Below are 17948 nucleotides of genomic sequence, written 5' to 3'. Positions count from 1 at the left end.
TTGCGAGTGTCACATCGGGGAAGGCGCAACGGTGTTCAAGTTGCTCAAGAAGGCGTGGATACCACTGGTTCTGGTGGTCGTCGTCGGTCTGGGTGCATACGCGATCCTTCGTATTCGTGACTCCAGCCACCACGAAACCAGGACGGCGGATGGCTCAGGCGTCACCGAGAACTTCAACCCGAAGCACATCACCTACGAGGTGACCGGGTCTGGGGGAACCGCAAATCTCAACTACCTCGACGAGAATGGTCAACCTCATCTCATCGAGAATGCGCCGCTGCCTTGGTCGTTCACGATCGTGACGACGCTGCCGTCGATGTCGGCCAACATCATGGCCCAGGGAGATCGTGACGTCAGCGATCTCCGGTGCCGGGTGACCGTCGACGACGAGGTCCGCGACGAGCGGGCGAGCACCGACACCGTCAAACCGTTCATCTACTGCTTGGTGAAATCCGTATGAGCAACGCGCATTCGAAGCCGCATCGCCCGTTCCTGGGGCACATGGTCCGGATATTCTCGCTGCCGATCATCCTCATCTGGGTGCTCCTGGTGGTGGCTCTGGGTGCCTTCGTTCCCTCTCTCGACGAAGTCGCGGCCACCCGTTCGGTGCCGCTGAGCCCCACCAATTCCCAGTCGTATCAGTCGATGTTGAACATCGGCAAGGTCTTTCAGCAGTACGATTCGGACTCCACGGCGATGGTCGTGCTTGAGGGCGACGACAAGCTCGGCGCCGAGGCGCACAAGTTCTACGACGAGATCGTCGCCAAACTGAACGCCGATGACGAACACGTACAGAATGTCCAGGACTTCTGGAGCGATCCGCTGACCGCAGCCGGCTCACAGAGCGTGGATGGCAAATCCGCCTACGTGCAGATCTTCCTCAACGGATCGCAGGGGACCAGTGCCAGCCACGAATCGGTGGCCGCCGTGCGTGACATCGTTGCCTCGGTGCCAGCGCCGCCGGGCATCAAGGCCCACGTCGCCGGGAACACCGTCCTCAATGCCGACACCAGCGTCGCCGGGCATCAAAGCATGGCGAAAATGGAATTGGTTTCGGTCGCCGTCATCATCGTGATGCTGCTGTTCATCTACCGCTCCATCGTGACGATGCTCATCTCGATGTTCGTCATTGGCCTGGAACTCATTTCGGCACAAGGTGTTACCGCCTTTGCCGGCAATCTGAACATCATCGGCCTGACGCCGTATGCCGTGAGCATGACGACGATGCTGTCCCTGGCCGCCGGAACCGATTATGTGATCTTCCTGCTCGGCCGATATCACGAGGAACGGTCGAAAGGCCTGGATCGCGAAGACGCGTTCTACGTCGCCTACCACGGTGTATCGCACGTCATCCTGGGATCCGGTCTGACGATCGTCGGCGCCTGCCTGTGCCTCACAATGACCACGCTGCCCTACTTCCAATCGATGGCTCTGCCCTGTGCTATCGCGATTCTGGTGATCATCGCCGCGGCCCTGACCTTGGCGCCGGCCGTCTTGACCGTCGGATCGAAGTTCGGGCTGCTCGATCCCAAGCGGGAGCTGTCGACCAGAGGTTGGCGCAAGGTCGGCACGTCCGTGGTTCGCTGGCCGATCCCGATCCTCTTCGTCACCATCCTGATCGCCGTCATCGGCTTCGTCAGCCTGCTGAGCTATGTGCCGCAGTACAACGACCAGAAGTTCACCCCGGCGGACATGCCCGCCAACCTGGCCATGGGTGTCGCGGACCGGCACTTCTCCCAGGCTCGGATGAACCCCGAATTGCTGATGCTCGAGGCCGACCACGACCTACGCAACCCGGCCGACATGCTGGTCATCGACCGGGTCGCCAAGGGGGTGGTCCACATGCGTGGCATTGAGCGGGTGCAGACCATCACCCGTCCGCTGGGCTCCCCGATCGAGCACAGTTCGATCCCGTTCCTGCTCGGCGCACAGAACGCCGGCACGCTGCAGGGCGCGAAGTTCAACAATGACAACTCGGCTCAGATGCTGGAACAGGCCGACGAGATGAGCGAGACCGTCGCCAACATGGAACGCATGTACGCCATCACGAAGGAGCTGACCGAAACCACGCACAGCATGGTCGGCCATACCCACGAGATGCTGGCCACCACCCAGGAGATGCGCGATAACCTGGCCAACTTCGACGATTTCCTGCGGCCGGTGCGCAACTACCTCTACTGGGAACCGCACTGCTTCGACATCCCGGTCTGTCAGTCGATGCGGTCGATCTTCGACACTCTCGACGGTATCGACGGGCTCACCGACCAGATGCAGACGCTCACCGGCGACATGGACCACATGGACGAGTTGATGCCGCAGATGCTTCCGGTGCTGCGCGCCACCATCGACTCGATGACGCGGATGCGCGACTTCATGATCGCGACCCACAGCACGATGGCCGGCATGCAGGCTCAGCAACAGGAAATGGCCAAGGGCGCCACCGAGATCGGTCTGTATTTCGATCAGGCCAAGAATGACGACTTCTTCTATCTGCCGCCAGATGTGTTCCAGAATCCCGACTTTGAGCGGGGCTTGAAGATGTTCGTATCGCCGGATGGCAAGGCGGTCCGCTTCATCATCACCCACCAGGGTGATCCGGCTTCGGTCGAAGGCATCGACCACGTTCGGGACATCCGAGGCATCGTCGCCGATGCGGTCAAGGGCACCCCGCTGAGCAACGCCAAGGTTTCGCTTGCCGGTACCGCCTCGCTGTACGCCGACATGCAGGACGGTGTCGTCATCGACCTGATGATCGCGATCCTCGCATCGATGATCCTGATCTTCGCGATCATGTTGATCATCACCCGAAGTGTGGTGGCCGCCTTGGTGATTGTCGGAACCGTGGCCGCATCGCTGGGCACCGCCTGCGGCCTGTCGGTTCTGCTCTGGCAGGACATCCTCGGACTGGGCGTGCAATGGATCGTGATCCCGTTGTCGATGGTGATCCTGTTGGCGGTCGGCTCGGACTACAACCTGCTGTTGGTGTCCCGGCTCCGAGAAGAGATCCACGCCGGCCTCAACACCGGGATCATCCGCGCCATGGGGGCCACCGGACGCGTCGTCACCGCGGCCGGCCTGGTGTTCGCCTTCACCATGATGTCGATGATCGTCAGCGACCTGCGCGTGGTCGGACAGCTGGGCATGACGATCGGTATCGGCCTGGTAGTCGACACGCTGATCGTGCGTTCGTTCATGACGCCGTCGATCGCCGCGGTACTGGGCCGCTGGTTCTGGTGGCCGCTCAACACCTTTGAGATCACCCGGCAGGGCCGACTCGATCGCGAAGAGCGGGCCCGGAAGGCGGCTGAAGACCCCGACGACAACACCGCACCGATACCGGCAACCACGGTGTGACGGACGTGGCCGACCCGGACAACACGCCTGACGCAGAGCCCAAACTGCGTCAGCGCACCGTTGGTCGACTCGACCGGTCACGTGACCCGGCCATCCTCGATGCCGCGTTGGCCGCGTTGGCGGAGAACGGCTACGTCGACACCAACATGAACGACATCGCCGCACGAGCGGGGGTCGGCAAGGCGGCGATCTACCGCCGCTGGTCATCGAAGGCCGCATTGATCACCGATGCGCTGGTGTACTGGCGGCCTGACCTGATGACCGACGATGCCCCCGATACCGGCAGCCTGGCCGGCGATTTCGATGCGATCGTGGAGCGCGCCGTGCGCAATGACAACGAGTTGGTGCCCTACGACATGGTGCTGAGGGTTGCCGTCGAGGCCGCTCATGACCAGCAGCTCGCCTCGGCGCTCGATGATCTGATGCTGCTCAAGGGCAGGCGTGTCGTGACAGTCATCCTGGAACAGGCCGCCGCCCGTGGTGAGCTGGCAGCCGACCGCGACTGGTCTCTGGTGGCCGACGTGCTGACCGGGATGGGTCTGATGCGGGTGATCAGCGGTCAGAGTGTCGATGCAAAGTTCGTCCGTGAGGTCATCGACACCTTGATCCTGCCTGCTCTCCGCAGCCGATGACGGGGGTGTCGGGACGGCCGGTCCGTCGCGACATCGATCATCGGGTGTAGGTTTGTGGTTAGTCGCGGTGTTCAACCACCGCTTGCTATCCAAAACCGATGCGGTAGTCCCGCACCTCTCAAGGACACTCTTATGGATTCGTCCGAACTGTTTTCACATCCCGAGCAGCAGGAACCCGTGCCGGAGGTCGAGGCCACGAATGCCACGTCCTCGGACATGGTTTTCTCGGACCCGCCCAGGTCGCAGGCCCGTGCCGATGCGCCGTCGTGAACGGCCTCAACGGGACGCGACGGCTGGCCAGTCCGGTCCGGCTCGCCCTCGCTGGCCAGTTGGGCGCCGATATTGACGGAGCGTGGTGGCCGCATACCGCGTCGGTGGCGAGCGAACTGCCGGAACTCGTCGGAGTTTTGCATCGGTCGCTGGGGGAAGTTGTTGATATCCGCGTCAATTGGTCAGCTGCTGAGGGCCAGTTGGACCTCGACTCGATCGTGACCGGTACTCGCCTGCCGACCGGGGTGAAGTTGAGCCGGCCGCGCCTGATGATGGTGGCGGGCCGTGACCAGTGCGTGAAACTTCTCGTCGTCCCATGCAGGACGTCCGTGGCTCTCGGCGGGCTGGTGATGCGTTGTGCCGCAGCGATGTCCGTGGAGGAGTCGGTGCGGCACACTCCGATGTTCGAGACCGCAGATCGTGTGTTGCGCGTCGCCCGGGTCGAATCCGCGCGATGGTTGGTGGAACTACCGGCGCAGGCGCCGGTGTGACATGAAAATGGGCCGGTACGGAATTATCCGTACCAGCCCATGATCAAGTCTTGGGGCGATTAGATCGCAGTGACTCCGACCGCCTGGGGGCCCTTGGCGCCCTGGGTGATCTCGAACTCGACGCGCTGGTTCTCCTCGAGCGACCGGAAACCACCGCCGCTGATCTCGGAGTAGTGGACGAAGACGTCCGGGGCGCCGCCGTCAGGAGCGATGAAGCCGAAGCCCTTTTCGCCGTTGAACCATTTCACAGTTCCCTGTGTCATATTTTTGCTTCTCTCATTGTAAATCTGGACGTACCAAAAACGTCCTGGCCAAGTATGACACGTGGATGGGCGCGGCGCCTAACAGAATTTTCCTTTGCCGCAATCAGTTTGCTGCCGGGGGAGCCGAAGTGCCTCTGGGCGGAGTGGTGACGACCGGTGGTGGCGGTCAGCCAGCGGCGTTGTGTGTGTCTTTCGTGTCTTTCTTGCCGAACGGCAGCGCATGCATGATTGCCACGACCACGGTGCCGACCACCAGGCCGATGACGGCCGAGACCCCGGTGTTGACCAGCCAGGCCAGCATGCCGCCGAACCCGCCGCCGACGGCGTGGCGCACCGCCTCTTCGGCATGGTGGACCAGGCCGTAGAGCGTGTGCCAGCCGAGGGTGTCGGTGCCGACCAGCAGGATGTGCCCGCCGACCCAGAGCATCGCGACCGTGCCGATCACCGACAGTGCCGACAGCAGTTTGGGCATCCCGGTCACCAGGCCCCGGCCGATCTTCTGGGCCACCTGTGACGAGCGTTGGGCCAGCAGCAGACCGATATCGTCCATCTTCACGATCCCGGCTACCACGCCATACACCACCGCGGTGATCACTACCGCGACGATCGCCAGGATGATCAACCGCGGGAGGAACGGCTGGTTGGCCACCTCGTTGAGCGCGATCACCATGATCTCGGCGGACAGGATGAAATCGGTGCGGATCGCACCGGTGACCATGTACTTCTCGGCGTCGCCGCCGACGGCCGTGGTGGGTTGGCCGCCGGTCTCGTGTCCGCCGTGGCCGAGGAAACGGCCCCAGACCTTCTCGGCGCCCTCGTAACAGAGGTACGTCGCACCCAGCATCAGAATCGGGGTCAGCAACCACGGCGCGAACTGGCTGAGCAGCAACGCCGCGGGCAGGATGAACACGAGCTTGTTGCGCAGCGATCCGATCGCGATGCGCTTGACGACCGGGAGTTCACGGTCGGCAGTGAGGCCGTGCACGTACTGCGGCGTCACCGCGGTGTCATCGATCACCACCCCGGCGGCCTTGGCAGTCGCCTTGCCGGTCGCGGCACCGATGTCGTCGATCGAAGCCGCCGCCAACCGGGCCAGCGCGGCAATGTCGTCGAGCAAACCGAACAGGCCGGCGCTCACTGGTGCTGTGTCTTTTCGCCCATGATCGAGAAGGCTACCGACCGCTACATGCCGATAAGTGACTCGATCCAGCCGCGGGCAAAGTACAGGATGAAGCCGGCGGCCACGATCCACAGCAGGGGGCTGACCTCGCGAGCCTTACCGGCGGCGGACCGCAACACCGCCCAGGCCACGAAGCCGACGCCGATGCCGTTGGCGATCGAATAGCTGAACGCCATGGTGGACACGGTCAGTACCACCGGCAGGGCCACGGAGAACTCCGAGAGGTCGATGTGGCGCAGTTGCGACACCATCATGGCGCCGACGATGACCAGGGCCGCGGCGGCGACCTCGGTGGGCACGATCGAGGCCAACGGCGCGACGAACATGGCCGCCAGGAACAGCGCACCGGTGATGAGGTTGGCGAATCCGGTGCGGGAGCCCTCCTCTATGCCCGCGCCGGATTCGATGAAGACGGTGTTCGACGACACCGATGAGGATCCGCCGACGACGGCACCGGCACCTTCGACGATGAGTGCGGATTTCAGCCGCGGGAAGTTGCCCTCGGCGTCGGACAGCCCGGCCTCTCGGGACAGCCCGGTCATGGTGCCCATGGCGTCGAAGAAGTTGGCGAACACCAGCGTGAACACCAGCATGATGGCCGCCAGGGCCCCGATCCGGCTGAACGCGCCGAGGCTGACGTCGCCGACGAGGGACAGGTCGGGCAGAGCGAACGGTGAGCCGGACAGGGTCGGTACCGACAGCCCCCACCCTCCCGGCGTGTCGTGCGCCGAGCCGAGGTGCCAGATCGCCTCGACGATCACGGCCACCACGGTGCCGGTGACCAGGCCGATCAGGATGCCGCCGCGGACCTTGCGGACCACCAGGATTCCGGTGACCAGCAAGGTGAGCACGAAGATGACGGTCGGGACCGTGTTGATCGAGCCGACACCGCCCGTGCCGAGACCGATCGGGGGAGAGGCCAGGCCGGTCGAGCCGACGAATCCGGCGTCGACCAGTCCGATGAACAGGATGAATAGGCCGATGCCGGCGGTGATCGCCAATTTGAGCTGCATGGGCACTGCCTCGAACACCAGCCGGCGGAACCCGCTCGCTGCCAGCGCGACGATGATCAGACCGTCGATGACCACGAGGCCCATGGCCTCGGGCCAGGTGACCGTGCCCACCACGGTGGTGGCCAGAAACGAGTTGATGCCCAGACCCGCGGCGAACGCGAACGGCAGGCGCGCGATGATCCCGAACAGGATCGTCATCACGCCCGCCGCCAGACAGGTGGCGGCCGAGACCTGCGCGAATTCGAGCTTGTTGCCTGCGACGTCGGCGGAGCCGGAGAGAACGACCGGGTTCAGCACGATGATGTAGGCCATCGCGATGAAGGTGACCAGGCCTCCGCGGATCTCGGAGAGGGCTGTCGAGCCGCGGGCCGAGATCTCGAAGAAGCGATCGACTCGGTTCATAAGCGATGAGCCTAAGGTCGTGGCACCCAACTCGCGCCGCATTGCCGCACCGTGGGTGGGCGCGTCAGGGCCCTGTCCGAAAATCGCTTGACCTCAAGCTCTGTTGAGATGTGATGCTGCCGGTATGGACGACGACGGGCGGGCGGCACGGTTCGAGCGCGATGCGCTGCCGTTGGTGGATCAGCTCTACGCGGCCGCGCGTCGATACACGCGTAATGCCACGGACGCCGAGGATCTGGTCCAAGAGACAATGGTCAAGGCGTACAGCAGTTTTCACACCTATCAGGACGGCACGAACATCCGGGCCTGGCTGTTCCGCATCCTGACCAACACGTGGATCAACGCGTACCGCACCGCGCAGCGTCGACCGAAGGAGGTCTTCGCCGACGAACTCTCGGATGCCCAACTCGCAGAGGTGGCACAGCGCTTCCCCCTCGGCGTGATCTCGGCGGAACTGGCGGCGCTGGAATCGATGGGCGACGACGAGGTGCGCCAGGCCGTGCGGGCACTGCCGGAAGCGCAGAGCGTCGTCGTCTACTACGCCGACGTTGCGGGGTTCCGGTACAAGGAGATTGCGGAGATTCTGCAGATTCCGGTCGGAACGGTGATGTCGCGATTGCATCGCGGGCGCGGCGCACTGCGTTCGAGACTGGTTGAAATGGCAGTCGCCCGTGGCTATCTCGATCGTCCGTCGCGTGACGGTACGGCCGCCTGACCGCGACCGCTCCCGGTCTTTCAGGTAATCAACAGCAAGTTCCCAGTATCGAGGCCTCGACGGCGTTCCCGGTCGCAGCGGTGTACAGTTCCCCGCGCTGTACATAGTTATTCGAACTAATTCGCCGATCGTCGGGAGGTACCGGTGGGTCCTGGTCGGGCTGTTCGTCGCGTGGTGAAACACGCGTGGATTCCGCTGGTTCTGGTGGTGGTGCTGGCCGTATCGGGCCTGGTCGTATCGCGCTTGCACCGGGTTTTCGGTTCCGAGGACCTCAACGCGAACGCCGGCGCGGGCATCGAGATCGTCCAGTTCAATCCGAAGGTCCTCGTCTATGACGTGTACGGACCACCCGGGTCGACTGCCCAGATCAGTTATTTCGACCCGGACGCCAAGGTGCACCACGTGACCACACCTCTGCCGTGGTCGATCACCCTGTCCACCACGTTGCCGACCGTCAGCGCGAACCTGATGGCGCTGGGCGACGGTAACGCGATCGGTTGCCGCGTCACCGTGAATGACGTTGTCCGTGAGGAGAAATCAGCCGATGGCATCAATGCTCAGACCTACTGCCTGGTGAAGTCCGCATGATGAACAAGGCTGCCGCGCATGAGAAAAGGCCCGTCGTAGCTCACGCTCTCCGCATCTTGGCGGTGCCGATCATCGCGTTCTGGGTCCTGGCCACCGTCGCCGTGAACGTGGTCGCCCCGCAACTCGAGGTTGTCGGCGAGGCCCACTCGGCCCCCATGGCTCCCGCGGACGCGCCCTCGATGATCGCGATGAAGCGGATGGGCTCCAACTTCAAGGAATTCGATTCCAACAGCACGGTGATGGTCATCGTCGAGGGCCAGCATCCACTCGGCCCCGAAGCTCACCAGTACTACGACGAGATCATCCGCAAGCTGCGGCAGGACCCGGAGCACGTCCAGCACATTCAGGACTTCTGGGGAGACACCCTCACCGCCGCCGGCGCGCAGAGCGCCGACGGCAAGGCCTCCTACGTGATGATCAATCTGGCCGGCGAAACCGGCCAGACCTTGGCCAACGAAGGTGTCGAGGCCGTTCGTAAGGTCATCGCGGAGACGCAGGCCCCGCCGGGGGTGCAGGCCTACGTCGCAGGCCCGACGGCGCTCCTCACCGATATGCACGTCATCGGCAACGCCAGCCTGGCTCAGATCACCCTGTTCACCCTCGTGGCGATCGCGGTCATGTTGCTGATCGTCTACCGCTCGATCGTCACCACGCTGATCCAGCTCTTCTTGACCGGTATCGCACTACTGTCATCGCGCGGCGTGGTTGCTGTCCTGGTCAACCATGACGCATTCGGTCTCACGACGTTCGCCGGAAACATCCTGACGATGTTGGCGATCGCCGCCGCCACCGACTACGGCATCTTCATCTTCGGCCGCTACCGCGAGGCCCGGGGGTCCGGTGAAGATCGGGATACCGCCTACTACACCACTTTCAAGTCCGTCGCTCCGGTCATCATCGGCTCGGGTCTGACGATCGCCGGCGCCACGTACTGTCTCAGCTTCGCGCGACTGCCCTACTTCACCACCATGGGCGCCCCCGTCGCTATCGGAATGGTCGTGGTGGTGGCGTCCGCGGTCACGCTGGGACCGGCCGTACTCTTCCTCGGCAGTCGCGTCGGGCTCTTCGAATCCAAGCGACCTGCCCAGAGTCGGTTCTGGCGGCGGGTCGGTACCGCGGTGGTCCGGTGGCCCGGGCCTGTTCTGGTGGCCAGCGGGTTCGTGGTGCTGATCGGCGTGATCGCCCTTCCCGGCTTCAAGCCGGCGTACAACGATCGCTATTACCTGCCGCAGGACGCCGAGTCCAACATCGGCTTCGCCGCTGCCGACCGGCACTTCTCGCAGGCCCGGATGAACCCGGACATCCTGATGGTCGAGGCCGACCACGATATGCGCAACCCGGCCGACATGCTGGTGTTGAACACTGTCGCGCGAAATATCCTGCATACCGATGGAATTGCGATGGTGCAGAACATCACCCGGCCGTTGGGTATCCCTATTCAGCACAGCTCGATTCCGTTTCAGACGAGCGTCCAGGGGCAGACGAACAACATGAATCTGCCGTTCCAGCGGGAGCAGTTGGCCAACCAGCTCAGAATGGTCGATGCGACGAACGTGTCGATCGACATCATGGAGCGCCAGTACCAACTCGCTCTCCAACAGACCAAGCTCACCCAGGACTCGGCGGCCAAGTCGCAGGAGCTCCTTGAGGTCACCAAGAAAATGCGGGACAACATCGCGAACTTCGATGACCAGTTCCGTCCCATGCGCAACTACTTCTACTGGGAACCGCACTGCTTCGACATCCCGATGTGTTCCGCGGCGCGATCCGTCTTCGATGCCCTCGACGGGATCGACGAACTGACCGACAAGACGTCGTCGGTCCAGGCCAATACCGATCAACTGGCGGACCTCGCTCCGAAATTGACCGCGCTCCTTCCCGAGACGATCGCATCGATGAAAAGCAGCCGGGACTTGTCGCTGGCGTCCTACAACTCGCAGAAGGCCTTGCTCGATCAGATGGAGGCGATGAACGACACCGCCCTGGCGATGGGGCAGGCCTTCGATGAGGCGAAGAACGACGATCTGTTCTACCTGCCCCCGGAGGCTTTCCAGAACCCCGACTTCAAGCGTGGTCTGGACATGTTCCTGTCGCCGGACGGCAGGTCCGCTCGCATGTTCATCACCCACCAAAGCGACCCCGCGACCCCCGAGGGGATTGCCCGGGTCAATTCGATCCGAAAGGCCGCGCAGGAGGGCTTGAAGATGTCCTCGCTGTCGGACGCCAAGGTCTACCTGGGTGGCGTCGCGTCCAACTACAAGGACATGGCCGACGGTGCCCGCTACGACCTGATGATCGCCGTGGTGTCGGCATTGACCCTGATCTTCATGATCATGCTGATCATCACCCGAAGCGCGGTGGCAGCACTGGTCATCGTCGGCACGGCGGCCAGTTCGATCGCCGCGGCCTTCGGTGTCTCGGTGTTGTTGTGGCAGAACCTGTTCGGCATCAATGTGCACTGGCTGGTGATGTTGATGTCGGTCATCATCCTGTTGGCGGTCGGATCGGACTACAACCTGCTGCTGGTCTCCCGATTCAAGGAGGAGATCCACGCCGGATTGAAGACCGGCATCATCCGCTCGATGGCAGGCACCGGCGGCGTGGTGACGTCGGCGGGTCTGGTGTTCGCTGCCACCATGGCGGGCATGCTCGGCAGCAAGTTGATCGTGCTGGCCCAGATGGGATCCACCATCGCGATCGGGCTGTTGCTGGACACATTGATCGTGCGCTCGTTGCTCATGCCGTCGATCGCCACCCTGCTGGGTCGATGGTTCTGGTGGCCGCAGGTGGTTTATCCCCGCGGCGACAACCAATTCCGGAAACCGGTGGGGCCGCGCCCGCCCCGCGCCGACGATGAGGACACCGCAGCGATCCTGGTACCGACGAGCTAGATTCACCGGCGATGAGCTACCTCGGTGAGCTGCGGACCAACTGGCGACCGCTGGCGGCCGCAACGGCCGGTCTGAGCGCCGGTTTGAGCCTGAGCGCGTACACGAACGCCGCGATGGGGCCACAGTTCCTCGCGGCGTTCGGGTGGAGCCGCTCGGATTTCGCGCTGACCGGCGCCATCACGTTGCTCACGTTCGTGTTCCTGCCGTTCTACGGTCGTCTCGCCGACCTGTTCGGGGTGCGCCGGATCGCCGCCGTCGGCGTCGTCGGACTGCCCGCGTGCTGGATCGCGTACGCGATGATGTCCGGCCCCATCTGGCAGTACTTCGCGATCAACGTCGTTCTCATTGCGCTCGGGGTGACGACGACGCCCGCGATCTACAGCCGACTGGTCGCGACGCGTTTCGAGGCGGCCCGGGGGCTGGCCCTGGCTATCGCGATTTCGGGCCCGCCACTGCTGGGTGCCCTCGGCGTCCCCCTGCTCGATGTCATCAACCGCAATTTCGGTTGGCGGGCCGGATGCCTGGCCATCGCGGCGACCATCGCGGTCATCGGCGTTGTCGCCCTGGTTCTCGTGCCCGGACACAACGGCGACCCGGAGGCAGTCGCGGGAGAACGCGAGGCCGGCAGGGATTACCGTGCGATCGGGCGCAGCCGGGTCTTCTGGATTCTGTTGGCGGGTGTACTGCTGTGCAACCTGTACCACTCGGTCACCACCACCCAGCTCGGGATCATGCTCGGCGACGCCGGGGCCGGCGCCGACGTCGCGGTGCTCATCACGGTGTTCGCCACCGCCGTCATCGTCGGTCGCTTCGTCTGCGGGGTGGCCCTCGACCGGTTACCGGCGCAGGTGGTCGCCGCGGTGGCGATGGCGCTACCGGGCCTCGGCTGCCTGCTCATCGCGTCGCCGTGGAACGGAATCGGTGTACTCGCGGTCGCCGTCTGCTGCCTCGGTGCGGCCTGGGGAGCCGAAGGGGACGTGATCGCCTACCTGGTGGCACGCCACTTCGACCTGGGCGTCTACAGCTCGGTGCTCAGCATCCTCTCGGCGGTCATCGGCGTCTCGTCGGCGCTGGGTGCGGTCGTGCTGAGTCGTATGTTGGCCGCCACCAACAGCTTCGACGGATTCCTGGTCCTGGCCGGCGCCGCCGCATTCATCGGAGGTGCATCGTTGTTGCTGCTGCGCCGACGCGAGATCGACTTTACAAATGATCCTAGGAGTGTCACGGTGTCCTGATGGATTTCTCCCATGTCGAGCTCTCCGAGGAAGACCTGGCCTTCCGCGACGAGCTGCGGGCGTTCCTGGCTCGGGTCGTCACCGATGAGGTGATCGAACGTGATCGGGAGACCGGTGAGAACTTCGACGAGGCAGTGCATCTGGCCCTGGGGGAGGCAGGCTACCTGGCCGGCGACTACCGGGCCGAGGTCGACGGCGGGTTCAGTGCGGTCCGGCGCCGGATCTGGGAACTGGAAGTGGGTCGGGCGCATACCCCGTGGTTCCACTGGGGGACGACCGCGATGGTCGCGCATTCGATCGAGAACTTTGCCTCACGCGAGCTTCTCGACGAGGTGCTGCCGGGCGTGTTGGACGGGCGGCTGCGGCTGTGCCTGGGCTACACCGAACCTGAGGGCGGGTCCGACGTCGCGACCTGCAAGACCCGTGCGGTGCGGGACGGTGACGGCTGGGTTATCAATGGCTCCAAGATGTTCACCTCGAATGCGCACAACGCGCAGTACGTGTTCCTGCTGACCAACACCGACCCGGCCGCCGCCAAGCACAAGAGCCTCACGATGTTCCTGGTGCCGCTGGATTCCGAGGGTGTGGCGATCCAGCCGATCCGTACCGTCGACGGGGACCGCACCAACATCACCTATTACAGCGATGTCCGGGTCAGCGACCGGTACCGCGTCGGCGAGGTGAACGGCGGCTGGACCGTGTTGCGCGGCGCCCTCGAGCTTGAGCACGGCACCTTCGAGCGCGAGACCCGCGGTCTGCAGAAGCTCGCGACGATGACCGAGCACATCACGTTGATGGCCGAGGCGGTGGATCGGGTGGCAGCCGTCGCCCCCGACGACACAGCGTCGCGCTATCGGCTCGGACGCAGTGTCGCCCGGTTGGAAGCCGCCTTGAGCAGCCCCGGTATGTACGGTCGCGTCGCGATCGCCCAGACCATGCGCGACGTATCCCCGGACCTGATGGACATCGTCGGATCGGCCGGTGCGCTGCCGGTCGGGACGACGGGGGCCGCCGACGACGGCGCTGCCGAGTACATCTTCCGGTTGGCCGGCCCCACCGGAATCTACGGCGGAACCCTTGAGGTGTTCCGCAACATGATCGCGCAGCAGGCCCTGGGGCTCGGCCGGCCGAACTACTCGCCGGCCAAGTAGGCGGCGCGCCCTCGGTACTGTGGCCGGGTGCATCCCTTGGACAAGGCCCTGGAGCTCGAACAGTCCGGTGACGATCGGTGGCGCGGTCGGACGATCCCGGAATGGGCCAACATGGTCGGCCCGTTCGGCGGCATCACCGCGGCCGCCATGGTGCGGGCGGTCGAGTTGCACCCGCAACGGCACGGCCAGCCCATCGCCCTGACGGTGAACTACGTGGGGCCCGTCGCCGACGGTGCGTTCGACATCGTGACGCGGGTGGTCAAGACCAACCGATCCAATCAGCACTGGATCGTCGAACTCAGTCAGGACGGCGAGGTCAAGACCACCGCCACCGCGGTATTCGGGCTACGGCGCGAAGGCTGGTCGGACACCGAGATCGCCGCACCGCAGGCCACGGCGCCCGAGAATATCGAGCCATCTGTCCTGCCGTTCGACGTGGCGTGGTTCGACAACTACGACATGCGATTCGTCGACGGGGGGATGCCCGACATCGGGGTTGAGCCGACCGCATCGGCGAGTTCCACCACCACCCTGTGGGTGCGCAACAATCCTTCCAGGCCAATGGATTTCGCTGCGTTGGCCGCGGTGAGCGACATCTTCTATCCGCGGGTGTTCCTGCGCCACGGCCAGTTCGTACCGGCCGGAACGGTATCGATCACGGTGTATTTCCACGCCGACGAGGAGCAGCTTGCCGCGCAGGGAGACGACTTCGTGCTGGGAACGGCGCGGGCGCACAAGTACTCCGGCGGCTACTTCGACCAGACTGCGCAGTTGTTCGGCCGCACCGGCACCTTGCTGTCCACCAGCCACCAGTTCGTGTACTTCAAGGCCTGAGGTTCTCGGGAACCGACTGCAGGGCGATCCAGGCGCTCACCCGGGTTTGCGGATCGTCGAGCTTCCCGGGCAGTGCCGCTTCGATGGCCGCGAGACGATTGCGCACCGTGTTGCGGTGCAGGCAGAGCTCTTCGGCGACCTTGAGCCGGGATCCGTGGTGGCGCAGGAAACAACGCAGCGTGTCCAGCTGTTCGGAATCGAGCCCACGCAACCAGGATTCGGCGAAGGCGGCAGCTTTCTCTGGGTCGATCAGACCGAGCGGGCCGTTGTCGATCACCCGGTCCCACACCACCGCGCCGGACCCTTCGGTGGCTTGGCCCAGCGCCAGGCCGGCAGTGTGGTAGCCGGTCTGGCCGTCACCGGGGACGACCGAATTCCCGATGCCGACGAGCAGCCCGCCCTCGGCCAACCGGGAACCCGTAGCGGCGGCGCGGGAAGGTTCGGTGACCGCGCACAGCTCGCCGGCGTAGACCCCGGCGAGGATGCCGAGCCGCTCGAGGGCGGCCACCGCGTTCTCGATGGCGGATTCGTCTCCGACGCCTCGGAGGAAGCGGATGTGCTTGGGCAGCTCAATCATCGCCTGGTCCACTTCCAGCACCAATTGAGCTGTGCGGACATCGCTTTCGGCGAGCAGCTCCAGAGCCCGGGAGTACAGGTGCCGTCGGGTCGTGGCGCGGCTGCGGTCCTGCTCATCGATGAGCCCGAGCAGGGCCACCGCGGTTGTCACGGCCTGGCGCTGACCCTCCGACGCCCTGGCCGGCATCAAGGCGGCCAGATAGGCCGATGCTCGCCCGCTCAGCCCGATGGGGTGTACCGATACTGAGGATGTCGGATTGGATTGTGCTGCAGCCGAACGTAATCCGTGTGCTCGAAGCCGCTTGACGTCGTCGGCGACGTCGTCGAACGGAAACTCGGTGCGGCGGGTGCCGACCGGGCCGGTAACGACGCGGCCGTCGGGATTTATCAGGCAGGTCGCGCCATCGAGCGCCGCGGCCAGGGCGGTGATGACCGCAACGGCAGGATCCGGTTTGGCTGCGGCCGAGATGAGCTTGCGCTGGGCCTTGAGTGACTCGCGCGTCGCGGTGGACTCCTGCTCCTCCAGCAGGTGTGCGACGTAGCGACTGATCGCGACGAACGTGGTCGGGCGCGGCACCTCGAACAGATTCACCTGGTGTCGTCGGCAGGCGACGGCCAGTTCCGCGGGTGTTTCGGCGTGGGTGAGTCCGACGGCGAACCCCACCGCCGCCACGCCGGCGTCGCCGAGCCGGCGCACGTAGCCATCCCACTGGTCGTCCCAGTTGCCGGTTTCCAGGCCGGTGGTCAGCAGGATCTCGCCGCCTTCCAGGAACGGTCCGGGGTCGGCGAGCTCACTCGTGGCCACCCAGCGGACCGCTGCGTCGGGATGACTGACCTGGATGGCGCGCAGCCCGAGAACGTGCTCGTCCAAGAGATCGCCGACCAGGACCATGCCGGCAGTATTGCACAGTCATCAGAGACGCCAATGTGCATTTCCGACCTGCCGCCGGCCCCGGCCGCTGCCTAGCGTGAGGACAACCAACCGCCAGCAGCAGGAGGAAACGTGACCATCGCCGAGATCGCGGGTGCGGCCGTCACCCAGGAACGCCGGCTCGTCACCGCCATTCCGGGCCCGGTCTCCCAGGAGATGCAGGCCCGCAAGACCGCTGCGGTTGCCGGCGGCATCGGGACCACACTGCCCGTGTACGTGGTGGCCGCAGGCGGCGGAATCCTCGTCGACGCCGACGGCAACCAGCTCATCGACTTCGGTTCCGGCATCGCGGTGACCACCGTGGGCAACAGTGCGCCCGCCGTGGTGGAGGCCGTCACCCAGCAGGTCGCCGCGTTCACCCACACCTGTTTCATGCTCACCCCGTACGAGGGCTACGTGCGCGTCGCCGAGGAACTCAACCGGCTCACCCCCGGCGACCACGACAAGCGCAGCGCGTTGTTCAACTCCGGTGCCGAAGCCGTCGAGAACGCCGTCAAGATCGCGCGGGCCTACACGCGCAGGCAGGCCGTCGTGGTGTTCGACCACGCATACCACGGCCGTACCAACCTGACCATGGCGATGACCGCCAAGAACCAGCCGTACAAGAATGGCTTCGGACCGTTCGCCGGTGAGGTGTACCGGGTGCCGACGTCGTTCCCGTTCCGCGACGGCGAAACCGACGGCGCCGCCGCGGCCGCCCGCGCCCTCGACCTGATCGACAAGCAGGTCGGCGCCGACAACGTCGCCGCCGTGGTGATCGAGCCCATTCAGGGTGAAGGCGGATTCATCGTTCCCGCACCGGGATTCCTGCAGGCGCTGCAGGACTGGTGCACCGAGGCCGGCGCGGTGTTCGTCGCCGACGAGGTGCAGTCGGGCTTCGCCCGCACCGGCGCGATGTTCGCCGTCGAGCACGACGGCGTCGTGCCCGATCTGATCGTCACCGCCAAGGGCATCGCCGGGGGCTTGCCGCTGTCGGCGGTCACCGGCCGCGCCGAGATCATGGACGCGCCGCATGCCGGCGGGCTCGGCGGCACCTACGGCGGTAACCCGATCGCGTGCGCCGCGGCCCTCGCGGTCATCGACACCATCGAACGGGACGGACTGCTCGCCCGCGCCGTGGAGATCGAGAAGACCATGACCGGCCGCCTCAACGCGATCGCTGCCCAGGACTCCCGGATCGGCGAGGTCCGCGGCCGCGGCGCCATGATCGCCGTCGAACTGGTCAAGGCCGGCACCACCGAGCCCGACGCCGACCTCACCAAGCAGGTCTCGGCCGCCGCCGCCGCCCAGGGCCTGCTGGTGCTGACCTGCGGAACCTACGGCAACGTGCTGCGGTTCCTGCCGCCGCTGTCGATGCCCGATCACCTCCTCGAAGAGGGGTTGGACATCCTGGCCGCCATCCTCGCCGAGACCCGCTGACCT

At 65.0% G+C, this 17948-nt stretch carries 16 protein-coding genes; 12 read left to right on the top strand and 4 right to left on the bottom strand.

Annotated features, from left to right (window positions below; all coding sequences use genetic code 11):
• Positions 1 to 40: 40 nt before the first annotated feature.
• The 5 genes from JOF57_RS22910 (at position 41) to JOF57_RS22890 (ending at position 4747) form a co-directional block, all read left to right on the top strand.
• Positions 41 to 460 (top strand): MmpS family transport accessory protein, encoded by a 420-nt coding sequence (locus JOF57_RS22910; RefSeq protein WP_234938834.1) that lies wholly within the window; start codon positions 41 to 43, stop codon positions 458 to 460.
• Positions 457 to 3354 (top strand): MMPL/RND family transporter, encoded by a 2898-nt coding sequence (locus JOF57_RS22905; protein WP_209920374.1) that lies wholly within the window; start codon positions 457 to 459, stop codon positions 3352 to 3354. The genes JOF57_RS22910 and JOF57_RS22905 overlap by 4 nt, the downstream gene beginning before the upstream one ends.
• Positions 3355 to 3359: 5 nt before the next feature.
• Positions 3360 to 3986, top strand: coding sequence for a TetR/AcrR family transcriptional regulator (locus tag JOF57_RS22900; protein ID WP_307870081.1), 627 nt, complete (start codon positions 3360 to 3362; stop codon positions 3984 to 3986).
• A gap of 132 nt (positions 3987 to 4118) precedes the next feature.
• A complete protein-coding gene (locus tag JOF57_RS22895; RefSeq protein WP_209920368.1) occupies positions 4119 to 4256 on the top strand; it encodes a hypothetical protein in 138 nt (45 codons plus the stop codon).
• Positions 4253 to 4747, top strand: a complete 495-nt coding sequence (locus JOF57_RS22890) for a DUF5994 family protein (protein WP_209920366.1) — start codon at positions 4253 to 4255, stop codon at positions 4745 to 4747. Before JOF57_RS22895 ends, JOF57_RS22890 begins: the two co-directional genes overlap by 4 nt.
• Positions 4748 to 4806: 59 nt before the next feature.
• On the opposite strand, the gene JOF57_RS22885 is transcribed toward JOF57_RS22890, so the two are convergent.
• The 3 genes from JOF57_RS22885 to JOF57_RS22875 all read right to left on the bottom strand — a co-directional run bounded on the left by JOF57_RS22885 (position 4807) and on the right by JOF57_RS22875 (position 7605).
• Positions 4807 to 5010, bottom strand: coding sequence for a cold-shock protein (locus JOF57_RS22885; protein ID WP_055110820.1), 204 nt, complete (start codon positions 5008 to 5010; stop codon positions 4807 to 4809).
• Between the two features lie 166 nt (positions 5011 to 5176).
• The gene (locus tag JOF57_RS22880; RefSeq protein WP_209920363.1) at positions 5177 to 6148 is read right to left on the bottom strand and encodes a DUF808 domain-containing protein; all 972 of its coding nucleotides are present in this window, start codon (positions 6146 to 6148) and stop codon (positions 5177 to 5179) included.
• A 44-nt stretch (positions 6149 to 6192) separates the two neighbouring features.
• Positions 6193 to 7605, bottom strand: a complete 1413-nt coding sequence (locus JOF57_RS22875) for an NCS2 family permease (RefSeq protein ID WP_209920360.1) — start codon at positions 7603 to 7605, stop codon at positions 6193 to 6195.
• Between the two features lie 124 nt (positions 7606 to 7729).
• Here JOF57_RS22875 and JOF57_RS22870 point away from each other — a divergent pair, with 124 nt between their 5' ends.
• The 6 genes from JOF57_RS22870 to JOF57_RS22845 all read left to right on the top strand — a co-directional run bounded on the left by JOF57_RS22870 (position 7730) and on the right by JOF57_RS22845 (position 15019).
• Entirely contained in the window at positions 7730 to 8320 is a 591-nt protein-coding gene (locus tag JOF57_RS22870) for a sigma-70 family RNA polymerase sigma factor (protein ID WP_209920357.1), read from the top strand.
• 171 nt (positions 8321 to 8491) lie between these two features.
• A complete protein-coding gene (locus JOF57_RS22865) occupies positions 8492 to 8908 on the top strand; it encodes an MmpS family transport accessory protein (RefSeq protein WP_209920354.1) in 417 nt (138 codons plus the stop codon).
• Positions 8905 to 11799 (top strand): MMPL/RND family transporter, encoded by a 2895-nt coding sequence (locus JOF57_RS22860; RefSeq protein WP_209920351.1) that lies wholly within the window; start codon positions 8905 to 8907, stop codon positions 11797 to 11799. Before JOF57_RS22865 ends, JOF57_RS22860 begins: the two co-directional genes overlap by 4 nt.
• An 11-nt stretch (positions 11800 to 11810) precedes the next feature.
• Positions 11811 to 13034 carry an MFS transporter gene (locus tag JOF57_RS22855; protein WP_209920348.1) on the top strand — a complete coding sequence of 408 codons (1224 nt, stop codon included), beginning with the start codon at positions 11811 to 11813 and terminating at the stop codon, positions 13032 to 13034.
• Positions 13034 to 14185, top strand: coding sequence for an acyl-CoA dehydrogenase family protein (locus tag JOF57_RS22850; protein ID WP_209920345.1), 1152 nt, complete (start codon positions 13034 to 13036; stop codon positions 14183 to 14185). The genes JOF57_RS22855 and JOF57_RS22850 overlap by 1 nt, the downstream gene beginning before the upstream one ends.
• A gap of 27 nt (positions 14186 to 14212) precedes the next feature.
• The gene (locus tag JOF57_RS22845) at positions 14213 to 15019 is read left to right on the top strand and encodes an acyl-CoA thioesterase (RefSeq protein ID WP_209920342.1); all 807 of its coding nucleotides are present in this window, start codon (positions 14213 to 14215) and stop codon (positions 15017 to 15019) included.
• Here JOF57_RS22845 and JOF57_RS22840 read toward each other — a convergent pair.
• Complete coding sequence (locus tag JOF57_RS22840) at positions 15009 to 16487, bottom strand: PucR family transcriptional regulator (RefSeq protein WP_209920340.1); 1479 nt, start codon at positions 16485 to 16487, stop codon at positions 15009 to 15011. The genes JOF57_RS22845 and JOF57_RS22840 overlap by 11 nt on opposite strands.
• 111 nt (positions 16488 to 16598) lie before the next feature.
• On the opposite strand from JOF57_RS22840, the gene gabT reads away from it, so the two are divergent.
• Positions 16599 to 17945 (top strand): 4-aminobutyrate--2-oxoglutarate transaminase, encoded by a 1347-nt coding sequence (gabT, locus tag JOF57_RS22835; RefSeq protein ID WP_209920337.1) that lies wholly within the window; start codon positions 16599 to 16601, stop codon positions 17943 to 17945.
• Positions 17946 to 17948 lie beyond the last annotated feature (3 nt).

The organism is Mycolicibacterium lutetiense, assembly GCF_017876775.1.
Taxonomy (GTDB): Bacteria; Actinomycetota; Actinomycetes; order Mycobacteriales; family Mycobacteriaceae; genus Mycobacterium; species Mycobacterium lutetiense.
The sequence above is the reverse complement of the archived record's forward strand: the minus strand, read 5'-3'. Positions and strand labels throughout refer to the sequence as shown.